Consider the following 14,734-nt stretch of genomic DNA (forward strand, 5'->3'; position numbering starts at 1 on the left):
ACCCTAATGGGTGCATTGCCGTTCTAACTTATTTACTTCTTACTTCGCCTGACGCTTCTGATGTTCACTGGCGGCTTTCACAAAGCCGGCAAACAGCGGGTGCCCATCACGTGGCGTGGAAGTAAATTCCGGGTGGAACTGACAGGCCACGAACCACGGATGATTCGGTACCTCAATGATCTCGACCAACTGATCATCACCGGAACGGCCTGCAATACGCAGACCCGCAGCTTCAATCTGTTTCAACAGCATATTGTTGACTTCATAACGGTGGCGATGGCGTTCAACAATTGTCGGCGCGCCGTACAGTTGACGAACCAGGCTATCGTCGCTCAACTGACACTGCTGCGCGCCAAGGCGCATTGTGCCGCCCAGATCGCTCTTCTCTGTACGGACTTCGACGTTGCCGTCTTCATCGCGCCATTCGGTAATCAGGGCCACCACCGGGTACTTACAGTCTGGCACAAATTCCGTGGAGTTGGCGTTGTCCATACCCACTACGTTACGTGCAAACTCAATCAACGCAACCTGCATACCCAGGCAAATGCCCAGATAAGGAATATTGTTCTCACGCGCAAAACGCGCCGTCGCGATTTTACCTTCAACACCGCGGTAGCCGAAGCCGCCAGGGATCAGGATTGCATCAAGACCTTTCAGGATCTCAACGCCACGCGTTTCGACATCTTGCGAATCGATCAGCTTGATGTTGACGGTGACACGATTCTTCAGACCACCGTGCTTCAGCGCTTCGATAACTGACTTATAGGCATCCGGCAGTTCAATGTACTTGCCGACCATACCGATAGTCACTTCGCCTGCCGGATTCGCTTCTTCGTAGATAACCTGTTCCCATTCTGACAGATTAGCTTCCGGACAGTTCAAGCTGAATCGTTTACAAATATAATCGTCAAGGCCCTGAGATTTCAACAGGCCCGGGATTTTATAGATGGAATCGACATCTTTCAGAGAAATCACCGCTTTTTCCGGAACGTTACAGAACAATGCAATTTTTGCACGTTCATTAGCCGGAACTGCGCGATCGGAGCGGCAAATCAGGATATCTGGCTGAATACCGATAGAAAGCAGCTCTTTTACAGAGTGCTGAGTCGGTTTAGTTTTGACTTCACCTGCCGCCGCCATGTACGGAACCAGCGTCAGATGCATAAACAGCGTGTGCTCACGGCCAATTTCTACGGCCATCTGGCGAATCGCTTCAAGGAACGGCAGAGATTCGATATCCCCAACGGTTCCGCCGATTTCGACCAGAACAACATCATGACCTTCACCGCCTTCCAGAACGCGCTCTTTAATGGCATTCGTGATGTGCGGGATAACCTGAACTGTTGCGCCCAGGTAGTCGCCACGGCGTTCTTTACGCAGAACGTCGGAGTAGATACGACCCGTAGTGAAGTTGTTGCGGCGGCTCATTTTGGTACGAATGAAACGCTCATAGTGACCCAGGTCCAGGTCGGTTTCAGCGCCGTCTTCGGTAACGAACACTTCCCCGTGTTGGATTGGGCTCATAGTACCTGGATCGACGTTGATGTACGGATCCAGTTTCATCATGGTTACATTGAGGCCACGGGCTTCAAGAATGGCTGCCAGGGAGGCTGCGGCAATGCCTTTTCCCAGAGAGGATACGACCCCGCCGGTCACAAAAATATAGTTCGTTGTCATGCTGGACCTGAGAAGTTAGGGTGAAACGATGGAATTACCAAGACGGGAAAGTAGTATACCCGAACATGACGAGCGCCACAAACTTTCATTATTCCTCCTCTTCACCAGGCTCACATTAACATCGGGAGTGAGAAAATAGCCCCTTTGGGGTAAATGTTTTTGACGTAAATCAAGCGCTTGTTATTTAAAAAATCACACAAATCGCCCTTGACCGACGAAATCCCTTAGAGATCAATTTCCTGCCGTTTTACCTGTTGCCAGACTTCTTCCATAGTTTCCAGATCAACACCAGTCATTTCCAGACCGCGCGAAGCCACAATTCGCTCAACTTCACGAAAACGCCGCTCAAACTTCTCGTTCGCTTTCTGCAATGCGGTCTCTGCTTTAGTGCCTAAATGCCGGGCCATATTGACCGTAGCAAACAGCAGATCGCCCATTTCCTCCTCCAGTTTAGCCTGGTCGACAACAGCCTGCTTAGCCTCAAACATGACTTCGTCGATCTCTTCGTAAACCTTGTCGACAACCGGTCCTAATGTTTTCCAGTCGAAGCCAACATTTGAGCAGCGTTTCTGGATTTTTTGGGCGCGCATTAATGCCGGTAAACTGCGGGGAATATCGTCGAGTGCGGAATGCTGTGCCTTCTGGGCGCGTTCTTCACTTTTGATTTTTTCCCAGCGGGTCAAAACCTCAGTACTGTTACTGGCAGAAACATCAGCAAAAACATGTGGATGACGGCGTTCAAGCTTATCGCTTATCGCAGCACAAATATCATCAAAGTTGAAGCGTCCTTCTTCCTGCGCCATCTGGGCGTAAAACACCACCTGGAACAGCAGGTCGCCCAGCTCTCCGCGCAGGTCGTCAAAGTCTTCACGCGCAATCGCGTCCAGCACTTCATAGGTTTCTTCGAGAGTGTAAGGAGCAATAGTGGAGAATGTCTGCTCTTTGTCCCACGGACAGCCGTTTTCCGGGTCGCGCAGGCGCTGCATAATACCGAGCAGTCGGTCGATTTGATTCATTGGAATGTCCTGAAATTTCAATATAGTAGACCGGATAACGCGACAACCGACATCCAGCAACATAGCAATGCCTGATGGCAACGCTAACGCGTCTTATCAGGCCTACAAGGTTATCCGGCCTACAAAATCATTAATTACCGTGCAAGCGACGTGCGTCGATCACATCCGGTACCTGGTTCAGCTTGCCGAGCACGCGCCCGAGCACCTGCAGGTTATAAATTTCGATGGTCATATCGATGGTGGCCAGCTGTTGTTTGGTATCACTTCGGCTGGCAACTCCCAGCACGTTCACCTTCTCGTTGGCGAGGATCGTGGTGATATCACGTAACAAGCCGCTGCGATCGTTGGCCTGGACGCGAACCACCAGCGAATACCCTGCCGAGTAGCTTTCGCCCCAGACCGCATCAACAATACGTTCCGGCGCATGGGAGCGCAGCTCAGCCAGCTGTTCACAATCCGCCCGGTGCACGGAAATACCGCGTCCCTGGGTAATAAACCCGACAATCTCATCGCCTGGAATCGGCTGGCAGCAGCGGGCGATGTGGTGCATCAGGTTACCTACCCCTTCCACCACCACACGACCGTCGTCTTTACGACGACTCTGCGGTGCCTGCGTTTTCTGCTGAAGCTGTTTCAGTGCGGCGGCATCCTGTTCGGCAGCGCTTGGCTTATTAAACTGCGCCTGCAGGAAGTTCACCATTTGGTTGAGGCGGATGTCTCCCCCACCAATCGCCGCCAGCAACTCGTCCAGCTCATTGAAGCTGTAGCGCGGTAGCAGGTGTTTTTCCGCCTCTTTCAGGCTGATGCCTAAATGCGCCAGCTCATCGTCGAGGATCTGGCGACCTGCAAGGATGTTCTTATCGCGGTCCTGTTTACGGAACCAGGCGTGGATCTTCGAACGCCCACGACTGGTGGTTACGTAGCCAAGGTTAGGGTTCAACCAGTCGCGGCTTGGGTTTGGCTGTTTCTGGGTGATAATTTCAATTTGATCGCCCATCTGCAGCTGGTAGGTAAACGGTACAATGCGCCCACCAATTTTCGCTCCAATGCATCGATGCCCCACATCGCTATGAATGTGGTAAGCAAAATCGAGCGGCGTGGAGCCCGCAGGTAAGTCTACAACGTCGCCTTTTGGCGTAAAGACGTACACGCGGTCATCAAAGACCTGGCTACGGACTTCATCCAGCATTTCACCGGAATCCGCCATCTCTTCCTGCCAGGCAATCAGCTTACGCAGCCACGCAATGCGATCTTCATGACCAGAACGCGCCGCGCCTGAAGCGGTACCCTCTTTGTACTTCCAGTGCGCCGCGACGCCCAGTTCGGCATCTTCGTGCATCTGTTTGGTACGGATCTGAATTTCGATGGTTTTCCCGCCCGGCCCCAGCACAACCGTATGGATTGACTGGTAGCCATTGGGTTTCGGATTAGCAACGTAATCATCGAACTCATCCGGCAGATGGCGATAGTGAGTATGTACTATCCCGAGTGCGGCATAGCAGTCCTGTAAACGCTCTGCCACGATACGCACTGCGCGTACATCGAACAGTTCATCGAAGGCTAACTGCTTTTTCTGCATTTTGCGCCAGATGCTGTAGATATGCTTCGGACGTCCGTACACTTCAGCTTTGACGCCTTCCGTTTTCATCTCTGAGCGCAAATGACCGACGAACTCATCAATGTAATGTTCCCTGTCAATACGTCGTTCATGCAGCAGCTTGGCTATGCGTTTGTATTCAGCCGGGTGCAGATAACGGAAGCAATAATCTTCCAGCTCCCATTTTAATTGCCCGATTCCCAAACGGTTGGCCAGCGGCGCATAAATATTGGTGCACTCTTTTGCCGCCAGAACGCGTTCATCTTCCGGCGCGTCTTTCACTTCACGCAGATGGGCAATCCGCTCTGCCAGCTTGATGACCACACAGCGGAAGTCATCTACCATTGCCAGCAGCATGCGGCGGACGTTATCGACCTGCTCGGAAGAAACTGAATCGGTATGCGTGGCTTTAAGCTGGCGTATCGCCGCCATATCACGCACACCGTGGATAAGATGAACAATAGATTTGCCCACGCTCTCGCGCAGGATGTCTTCACTGACCACGTTGGCATCAGCCAGAGGGAACAGCATTGCTGCACGCAGCGTGTCGATATCCATGCTCAACATAGAGAGAATTTCTACCATCTCCACGCCACGCCACAGCAGCAGATCCGCATCCGGATGCCCCTGTGTCTGCTGGAGGCAGTACGCCCAGGTTTCGGCTAAGCGTTCACACGACTGCTGGCTGGAGATCCCCAGACTCGCGATCCATTTCTTTGGATCAAACTCACCAGCTTTATTTATATGTGCACTTCTTACCGCAACCATTGTCCTCTCCTTAAGGGGCCAGGCCTGTCGAAGTCGACAAGCCCTACCCATTGTCTTTCATGCTGCATTACAACCCGAAATCCAATGGGTACAAAATTCATTACAAACGCTCAAACAGGACCATTGATTCCAGGTGTCCAGTGTGCGGAAACATATCGAGCATCGCCAGTCGCCGTATGGCGTATCCAGCGTTGAGCAAAGCATCGCTGTCACGAGCCAGCGTTGCTGGGTTACAGGATACATAAACAACGCGTATAGGTTCTAATTTTATAATATGTTGCATCACACCTGCAGCTCCCGCACGCGCAGGATCGAGCAATACTTTGTCGAATCCGTTTTTCGCCCACGGCTGTCGGGTAACATCTTCCTCAAGGTTTTCATGAAAGAATGTCACATTGTGTAATCCGTTATTCAGCGCGTTTTCTCGGCCTTTTTCCACCAACGCAGGAACACCTTCCACACCAACCACGCTTGCTGCCCGAGTTGCCAGCGGTAGGGTAAAATTGCCCATGCCACAGAACAAATCGAGTACACGATCTTCAGGTTGTACATCGAGCCATTCCAGCGCACGGGCGACCATTTGTTGGTTTACCCCTTCATTGACCTGAATAAAATCGCGCGGGCTGAAGGTTAACCGTAGTCCATTTGAGTCATACCAGGGCGATTCTTCTGATATTGATTCCAGTATCTCGCTTTGCGGGGCCAGAAACAAAGACAGCCCCTGAGAATGCGAAAAGCATTCCAGTTTTTCTTTATCCGCAGCACTCAATGGCGCCGTGTGGCGCAAAATCATCAGGGTTCCGCTTCCCGCCTGTACCAGCTCAACATGGCCTAGATGGCGTAACCCTTGCAGACTTTCCAGACACGCTCTGAGATGGGGCAATAACGCCTCAAGCTGGGGCACCAAAATAGGGCATTGTTTGACATCGATAATGTCGCTGGAACCGGATTTGCGAAACCCCATCTGCAATTTTTGTTCTTTTGGCCGATAGTTCAGGCTCAAACGTGCGCGACGACGATAGCCCCACGGGGCATCAGCTATAACATCCGACACCTCACATTTCATTAAACGCGACAACGCCGCGCTTTTGCTACGCTGCTGCAATGAGATGCTGGCATGCTGCTGCTGGCAACCGCCGCACACGCCAAAATGCGGGCAACGTGGCACTTCACGCTGTGGGCTGTCGTTTAAACGTCGTTTTACTTGCGCGCGGGCAAACTGTTTTTTATCTTCGGTAATCACCACCTCGGCGCTTTCCTGGGGTAGCAATTCCGGTATAAACAACGCCTTTCCGTTATGGCGAGCGACGCCCTGACCAAAAGGATCGAGGTCATTGACGGTAACGGTTATGATCTGACGCGTCGTCACGCGTCGTTTTGCAGAGTAGAATTGCGCCATCGACGAGATATTTCTCTATTTAACAGTGTGACCCTAATTGTCCCATAACGGAACTCCATGACCAACTACAGCCTGCGCGCACGCATGATGATTCTGATCCTGGCCCCGACCGTCCTGATAGGTTTGTTGCTCAGTATCTTTTTTGTTGTGCATCGCTATAACGACTTGCAGCGTCAACTGGAAGATGCTGGTGCCAGCATCATTGAACCACTCGCGGTCTCCAGCGAATATGGCATGAACCTGCAAAACAGGGAATCCATCGGCCAGCTTATCAGCGTGCTGCATCGTCGCCATTCCGATATCGTGCGGGCAATTTCTGTTTATGACGAAAATAACCGACTGTTCGTCACCTCTAATTTTCATCTCGATCCGTCTGAAATGCAGTTGGCGACCGGTTCACCGTTTCCCCGTAAGCTGAGCGTCACCCGGCACGGGGATATCATGATCCTGCGAACCCCTATTATATCGGAAAGCTATTCACCGGATGAATCCGCCGTAAGCGACGCCAAAAACACCAAAAATATGCTGGGGTATGTGGCGCTTGAGCTGGACCTTAAGTCCGTACGATTGCAGCAGTACAAAGAGATCTTTATCTCCAGCGTAATGATGCTGTTTTGTATTGGTATCGCGTTAATTTTCGGCTGGCGTCTTATGCGCGACGTGACCGGCCCGATTCGCAATATGGTGAATACCGTTGACCGAATACGTAGAGGACAGCTCGACAGCCGCGTGGAAGGTTTCATGCTGGGCGAGCTGGATATGCTTAAAAATGGCATCAACTCGATGGCAATGTCTCTCGCGGCTTACCATGAAGAGATGCAGCACAACATCGATCAGGCCACCTCTGACCTGCGCGAAACGCTGGAGCAGATGGAAATCCAGAACGTCGAGCTGGATCTGGCGAAGAAACGCGCCCAGGAAGCGGCACGTATTAAGTCTGAGTTTCTGGCAAACATGTCCCACGAGCTGCGAACACCGCTGAATGGCGTGATTGGCTTCACCCGTCTGACGCTAAAAACCGAACTCAACACCACACAGCGCGATCACCTGAATACCATTGAACGCTCAGCTAACAATCTGCTGGCCATCATCAATGATGTACTCGACTTCTCCAAACTTGAGGCGGGCAAGCTGATTCTGGAAAGCATTCCGTTCCCGCTGCGCAGCACGCTGGATGATGTCGTCACACTGTTAGCACATTCATCCCATGATAAAGGGCTTGAGCTGACGCTGAATATTAAGAATGACGTACCGGACAACGTCATCGGTGACCCGTTGCGTTTACAGCAGGTGATCACCAATCTGGTCGGCAATGCCATCAAATTTACCGAAGGCGGCAACATCGACATCCTGGTCGAGAAGCGAGCCCTTAGTAACACGAAAGTGCAAATTGAAGTACAAATCCGCGATACCGGGATCGGTATTCCTGAGCGCGATCAATCCCGTCTGTTCCAGGCCTTCCGCCAGGCGGATGCCAGTATTTCCCGGCGTCATGGCGGAACCGGGCTAGGCCTGGTCATTACGCAAAAACTGGTCAACGAAATGGGTGGGGATATCTCCTTCCACAGCCAGCCGAACCGGGGCTCCACGTTCTGGTTCCATATCAGCCTCGATCTTAACCCTAATGTTCTCGTTGACCGCTCAACCACACTCTGCCTGGCCGGTAAACGACTGGCCTACGTCGAACCTAACGCCACCGCCGCACAATGCACGTTAGATATATTGAGTGAAACACCGCTGGAGGTGATTTACAGCCCTTCATTCTCCGGGCTGCCGAAGGATCACTACGATATTCTGCTGCTCGGCATTCCGGTCACTTTACGCGAACCGCTCACCATGCAGCATGAGCGGCTGGCAAGCGCAGCGGCGATGACCGACTTTTTGTTACTGGCCCTCCCTTGCCATGCGCAGATTAACGCCGAGAAGTTAAAACAGGGCGGCGCGGCGGCGTGTCTGTTGAAACCGCTCACCTCAACCCGCTTACTGCCTGCGCTGACAGAGTATTGTCAGCTGAACCACAGCGCGGATCCGCTGCTGGTAGACGAGAGCAAAATCGCGATGACCGTCATGGCGGTAGACGACAACCCGGCGAACCTCAAGCTGATTGGCGCATTGCTGGAAGATAAGGTACAGCACGTCGTGCTCTGCGACAGCGGGCATCAGGCGGTGGATCGCGCCAGACAAATGCAATTTGATCTGATCCTGATGGATATTCAGATGCCTGATATGGACGGCATTCGCGCTTGTGAACTTATCCACCAGCTTCCTCATCAACAGCAGACACCTGTCATTGCGGTCACCGCACACGCCATGGCCGGGCAGAAAGAGAAGCTGCTCAGCGCCGGGATGAACGATTACCTGGCGAAGCCTATCGAGGAAGATAAGCTACATAATCTGCTGTTACGTTACAAACCGGGTGCAAGCACATCGCTGCGGGCACTCACCGCAGAACCTCTTGAGCCAGTCGTCAATCCGAACACGACGCTCGACTGGCAACTGGCATTAAGGCAAGCCGCGGGTAAGAACGATTTGGCGCGGGATATGCTGCAAATGCTGATCGATTTTCTGCCTGAGGTGCGTAACAAAATCGAAGAGCAACTGGTCGGAGAGAACCCCGAAGGGCTAGTGGATATGATTCACAAGCTGCACGGCAGTTGCGGTTATAGTGGTGTCCCCCGCATGAAAAACCTGTGTCAGCTCATTGAACAACAGCTACGCAGTGGAACCAAAGAAGAAGAGCTGGAACCTGAGTTTTTAGAGCTTCTGGATGAGATGGACAACGTTGCACGCGAAGCAAAGAAGCTGTTGGGGTAATATTTGCCGGAAGGCGGCGTGACCGCCTTATCCGGTCTACAGGTTTCGCTGTTTACCGTAGGCACGATAAGCGTCACGCATCGGGCACATCGCCGAATGCGGCGTAAACGCCCTACAACTCAGCGTAATTGCTGCCCTGCTTTAAGCGTTGCGGCTACGTTTCGCGCCGTCATTCGTACGTTGTCGCTCGCGTTCTTCAGCGCCTCATCCAGGGTACAAATGGAGTAGATGACGCTGAAAACCGCATCCAGCCCATGCTCATGGACCACACCGACATCGGCCGTCAGGCTACCTGCGATACCGATAACCGGCTTGTTGTAACGCTTTGCGACCTTCGCCACGCCAACCGGAACCTTACCGTGAATAGTCTGACTATCAATGCGCCCTTCACCCGTGACAACTAAATCCGCATCCGCAACGCAGGCATCAAGGTGTAACGCATCGGTCACTATCTCAATACCGCAGCGTAACTGTGCGCCGCAAAACGCATACAGCGCCGCCCCCATACCACCAGCCGCACCACCACCGGCCAGATCCAGCACGTTGACGTCCAGATCGCGGGCAATGAGTTGCGCATAGTGCGTGAGCGCCCGATCCAGGCGGGTAATCATCTCCGGCGTCGCCCCTTTTTGCGGACCAAAAACCGCAGATGCGCCCTTTTTTCCAGTCAACGGGTTAGTCACATCGCAAGCAACTTCAATACGGCACCCGGCAAGACGGCTGTCTAACTGAGAAATATCAATCCGGGACAGAGATTCCAGACCGATTCCGCCTTGCGCAATTTCGTTATTTTGCGCATCCAGCAGTTTTGCTCCCAGCGCTTGCACCATCCCGGCACCGCCATCATTGGTGGCGCTACCGCCAATCCCAATGATGATATGTTCAACGCCAGCGTCCAGCGCATGACGGATTAACTCCCCGGTTCCCCAGGATGTCGTTTTCAGCGGGTCGCGTAACCCCACAGGAACCTGTTCCAGTCCGCTGGCGGCCGCCATTTCGATAAACGCCGAGCGCTCATCACCAGATAAACCATAAAATGCCTGAATTGTGTTGCCCAAAGGGCCGGTAACATCAACATGCACAAGGTGACCTTGCGTTGCGGCAACCATCGCTTCGACCGTTCCTTCACCGCCATCTGCAACCGGAATCTTCACGTAATCCGCATCGGGCCAGATCTCACGAAACCCCTGCTCTATAGCCGTTGCCACCTCAAGCGCACTCAAACTTTCCTTATAGGAATCTGGTGCGATTACTATTTTCATAAAGCATCCTTACGCATGTTGACTATGTTAAGCATACACCAGGAGCAAAACCGCTCACTCTATAGGAGCGGTCCTGGATCACTTAGCGAACCATGCACGGACGCTTATTATCAAACGTCCAGTTCGGGATAAGATACTGCATACCCATCGCATCATCACGCGCACCCAGTCCATGTTGCTGGTACAGTTCATGCGCTTTCATGACCTGATCCATATCCAGCTCCACGCCCAGACCCGGTTTTGCCGGAACCTGCACCATGCCACCTTTGATTTCAAACGGCTCTTTGGTCAAGCGCTGATTGCCTTCCTGCCAGATCCAGTGGGTATCGATAGCGGTTATTTTACCCGGAGCCGCCGCCGCAACATGCGTAAACATCGCCAGCGAAATATCAAAGTGGTTGTTAGAGTGCGATCCCCAGGTCAGCCCGAACTCATGGCACATCTGCGCCACACGGACAGAACCCTGCATGGTCCAGAAGTGCGGGTCCGCCAGTGGGATATCAACAGACTGCAACGACAGCGTATGCCCCATCTGACGCCAGTCGGTGGCGATCATGTTGGTGGCGGTCGGCAGACCGGTGGCGCGACGGAATTCCGCCATCACTTCACGACCTGAGAAGCCCTGCTCGGCACCGCACGGATCTTCCGCATAGGCCAGAGAACCCTTCAGATATTTGCCGATCTTAATCGCTTCATTTAGCGACCACGCGCCGTTCGGATCCAGCGTGACGCGGGCCTGCGGGAAGCGCTTCGCCAGCGCAACGATAGATTCTGCTTCCTCTTCCCCGGCCAGCACGCCGCCTTTCAGTTTAAAATCATTAAAACCATACTTCTCATATGCGGCTTCCGCCAGGCGCACTACCTCATCCGGGGTCATCGCTTCTTCATGACGCAGACGATACCAGTCGCATTTCTCATCCGGCTGACTCTGGTACGGCAGCGGCGTTGCCTTACGGTTACCCACGAAGAACAGGTAACCCAACATTTCAACTTCGCTACGCTGCTGGCCATCCCCCAGCAAAGAGGCGACGTTTACGCCCAAATGCTGACCTAACAGATCCAACATGGCCGCTTCGATCCCAGTAACCACATGAATAGTGGTACGTAAATCGAAGGTCTGCAAACCGCGACCGCCCGCATCACGATCGGCAAAAGTATTGCGTACCGCATTCAGCACGTTTTTGTATTCACCTAACGTTTTACCTACCACCAACGGGATCGCATCTTCCAGCGTTTTGCGGATTTTTTCGCCGCCGGGAATTTCACCCACGCCGGTATGACCGGAGTTATCTTTAATAATCACAATATTGCGCGTGAAGAACGGAGCATGTGCGCCGCTCAGGTTCATCAGCATGCTGTCATGACCCGCAACCGGAATAACCTGCATAGAGGTAACCAATGGGGTAGAAAATTGTGCGCTCATAATTAAGTCCTTATTCAAAATTAGTGGCGGCCGAAAACGGGACGTTTACGGTCAAAAGTCCATCCGGGGATCAGATACTGCATTGGGCCTGCGTCATTACGCGCGCCACCGGGCAGCGCCTTATAGGCTTCATGCGCTTTCTGTACCTGATCCCAGTCCAGTTCCACGCCCAGACCGGGCGCATCGGGTACCGCAATTTTTCCGTTTTTAATCTCCAGCGGATTTTTGGTCAGGCGGCAATCGCCCTCCTGCCAGATCCAGTGGGTATCAATAGCCGTTGGATTACCCGGTGCAGCCGCACCAACGTGGGTGAACATCGCCAGCGAAATATCAAAATGATTGTTAGAATGGCAGCCCCAGGTCAGGCCCCAGTCGTCGCATAACTGTGCCACGCGTACCGCGCCAGAAAGGGTCCAGAAGTGCGGATCGGCCAGCGGAATATCTACTGAATTCAGCATCACCGCATGGCCCATTTCACGCCAGTTGGTGGCTATCATGTTCGTTGCTACCGGCAGACCGGTTGCACGGCGGAACTCGGCCATCACTTCGCGGCCAGAAAAACCCTGTTCGGCGCCGCATGGATCTTCGGCGTAGGTCAGAACATCGTTCAGCCCTTTACACAGGGAGATGGCTTCATCCAGCAGCCAGGCACCGTTGGGATCAACCGTAATACGTGCATCCGGGAAGCATTTTTTCAGCGCACGAGCGGTGTCGATTTCCTGCTCGCCAGGCAGTACACCACCCTTGAGTTTGAAATCTTTAAAGCCGTAGCGATCCTGCGAAGCCTGAGCCAGACGTACCACAGCCTCACTATTCATCGCTTGCTGATGACGCAGGTGATACCACTCATGGTTTCCCGGCGTGCTTTCCAGATACGGTAAATCGGTCTTTGTGCGATCGCCCACGTAGAACAGATAGCCGAGTACGGTGACCGCATCGCGCTGCTTGCCCGGCCCTAACAGTTCACAAACCGGCACGTTCAGCGCCTTACCCAGCAGGTCGAGCAATGCGGCTTCCAGCGCCGCTACCGCATTGACCCGTAGTTCAAAGGTCCAGGCGCCTTTGCCAAAGGTGTCAAAATCAGCGGCCTGGTTGCCTTTATGCACCTGCTGCACCACCTTATTCAGGCGCGCGACTTCCTGGCCCAACACCTGCGGAATCGCATCCACCAGCGTCTGATAAATCACTTCGCCACCTGGCGCTTCACCGACACCGGTGTTTCCGGCATTATCGGTGAGCACCACGATATTACGAGTAAAGTATGCGTTATGCGCGCCGCCAATATTGAGCAGCATGCTGTCATGACCGGCCACCGGGATGACCTTCATATCGGTAATAACGGGACTTGATTGTGTTGTCATCATCATTGTCCTGCGACAGGTTTCAGTTCGATACGTTTAATATCGCCCACCAGCACCAGATAGCTCACCACCGCAATCAGCGCATGTACCCCGACGTAAATCAACGCGCCGTTAAACGAGCCGGTAGTCCCGACGATGTAGCCGATAGCAATTGGCGTGACGATGCCGGAGATGTTGCCAAACATGTTGAACAAACCGCCGCTCAGACCGCTGATTTCTTTAGGTGCGGTATCAGCCATCACCGCCCAGCCCAGCGCACCGATACCTTTGCCGAAGAAGGCCAGCGCCATAAAGCCGATGATCATCCACTCCACATTGACGTAGTTACAGAACACCATCACCATCGACAGCAGCATACCGAGTACGATTGGCGTTTTACGGGCGATATTCAGCGAACCGGTACGACGCATCAGCCAGTCGGAAATAATGCCGCCGAGCACGCCGCCGGCGAATCCGCAAATGGCCGGAACCGAAGCAACAAAGCCAGCTTTCAAAATCGACATACCGCGAGCCTGCACCAGATAAACCGGGAACCAGGTGATAAAGAAGTAGGTCAGCGCGTTAATGCAGTATTGGCCGATGTAAATCCCGATCATCATCCGTGAACCCAGCAGCTGTTTGATTTGCCCCCACTTCACGCTAAACGGCACTTTAGTTTTGGCTGCCGCCTGATCCATGTTGATCAGCGCCCCACCTTCGGCAATGTACTCCAGCTCTTTTTGGTTTACGCCCGGGTGCTGGTTCGGTTCATGAATCACCTTCAGCCAGACGAAGCTGATAATGATCCCGAGGCCGCCCATAAAAAAGAACACATGCGACCAGCCCACTTCATGGGTCAGCCAACCCATGATTGGCGCGAAGATAACGGTGGCAAAGTATTGCGCAGAGTTAAAGATAGCGACCGCCGTGCCCCTTTCCTGTGCCGGGAACCACGCCGCCACAATACGACTGTTGCCGGGGAAGGAGGGCGCTTCAGCTAAACCGACGAGGAAACGCAGAGTAAACAGCGCAACGATAATGCCGAAACCACTGAAGATATCGACAAAACCCTGCAACAGGGTAAACATGGACCAAATAAAGATGGACCAGAAATAAACGCGTTTTGAACCAAAGCGGTCGAGCAACCAGCCGCCAGGAATCTGGCCGATAACATAGGCCCATGAGAAAGCGGAGAATACATACCCCATCCCTACCGCATCCAGACCAATGTCTTTGGCCATCTCCGAACCGGCAATGGATAAGGTGGCGCGATCGCCGTAGTTGAAGGATGTGACGATAAACAGCATCACCACTATCCAGTAGCGAGCGTTAGTGCGTTTTTCCGCGCTGCTCGCCGCCTGACTTAATGAACTCATTGTTGCACTCCTGAATCCTGGCTTTCGCCAGTTCATTCTGTACAGCACCTGTAGGGTGATCA

General features: G+C 53.1%; 9 protein-coding genes. 1 reads left to right on the forward strand and 8 read right to left on the reverse strand.

The annotated features are described in order from the left end of the window. Positions 1-39: 39 nt before the first annotated feature. The 4 genes from pyrG to rlmD form a co-directional block, all read right to left on the reverse strand. The gene (pyrG, locus tag OGY71_RS17590; RefSeq protein WP_003034127.1) at positions 40-1,677 is read right to left on the reverse strand and encodes a glutamine hydrolyzing CTP synthase; all 1,638 of its coding nucleotides are present in this window, start codon (positions 1,675-1,677) and stop codon (positions 40-42) included. A gap of 224 nt (positions 1,678-1,901) precedes the next feature. Continuing rightward, entirely contained in the window at positions 1,902-2,693 is a 792-nt protein-coding gene (gene mazG, locus OGY71_RS17595; RefSeq protein ID WP_003825693.1) for a nucleoside triphosphate pyrophosphohydrolase, read from the reverse strand. A gap of 130 nt (positions 2,694-2,823) precedes the next feature. Further along, positions 2,824-5,058 (reverse strand): GTP diphosphokinase, encoded by a 2,235-nt coding sequence (relA, locus tag OGY71_RS17600; RefSeq protein WP_003825690.1) that lies wholly within the window; start codon positions 5,056-5,058, stop codon positions 2,824-2,826. Positions 5,059-5,158: 100 nt separating this feature from the next. After that, entirely contained in the window at positions 5,159-6,457 is a 1,299-nt protein-coding gene (gene rlmD, locus OGY71_RS17605; RefSeq protein WP_008785684.1) for a 23S rRNA (uracil(1939)-C(5))-methyltransferase RlmD, read from the reverse strand. A gap of 57 nt (positions 6,458-6,514) precedes the next feature. Here rlmD and barA point away from each other — a divergent pair, with 57 nt between their 5' ends. Further along, entirely contained in the window at positions 6,515-9,271 is a 2,757-nt protein-coding gene (barA, locus tag OGY71_RS17610) for a two-component sensor histidine kinase BarA (protein ID WP_003825687.1), read from the forward strand. 119 nt (positions 9,272-9,390) lie between these two features. Here barA and OGY71_RS17615 read toward each other — a convergent pair whose 3' ends face one another. The 4 genes from OGY71_RS17615 to gudP all read right to left on the reverse strand — a co-directional run bounded on the left by OGY71_RS17615 (position 9,391) and on the right by gudP (position 14,672). Further along, positions 9,391-10,533 (reverse strand): glycerate kinase, encoded by a 1,143-nt coding sequence (locus OGY71_RS17615; RefSeq protein ID WP_126317475.1) that lies wholly within the window; start codon positions 10,531-10,533, stop codon positions 9,391-9,393. 82 nt (positions 10,534-10,615) lie between these two features. Beyond that, on the reverse strand, positions 10,616-11,956 hold the full coding sequence (gene gudD / locus OGY71_RS17620; protein WP_286613501.1) for a glucarate dehydratase: 1,341 nt from the start codon (positions 11,954-11,956) through the stop codon (positions 10,616-10,618). 20 nt (positions 11,957-11,976) lie between these two features. Further along, on the reverse strand, positions 11,977-13,317 hold the full coding sequence (locus tag OGY71_RS17625; RefSeq protein WP_048215648.1) for an enolase C-terminal domain-like protein: 1,341 nt from the start codon (positions 13,315-13,317) through the stop codon (positions 11,977-11,979). A gap of 2 nt (positions 13,318-13,319) precedes the next feature. Further along, a complete protein-coding gene (gene gudP, locus OGY71_RS17630; protein WP_003825678.1) occupies positions 13,320-14,672 on the reverse strand; it encodes a galactarate/glucarate/glycerate transporter GudP in 1,353 nt (450 codons plus the stop codon). Positions 14,673-14,734 lie beyond the last annotated feature (62 nt).

Origin of the sequence: Citrobacter sp. Cpo109 (genome assembly GCF_030332565.1) — a bacterium.
Taxonomy (GTDB): domain Bacteria; phylum Pseudomonadota; class Gammaproteobacteria; order Enterobacterales; family Enterobacteriaceae; genus Citrobacter; species Citrobacter portucalensis.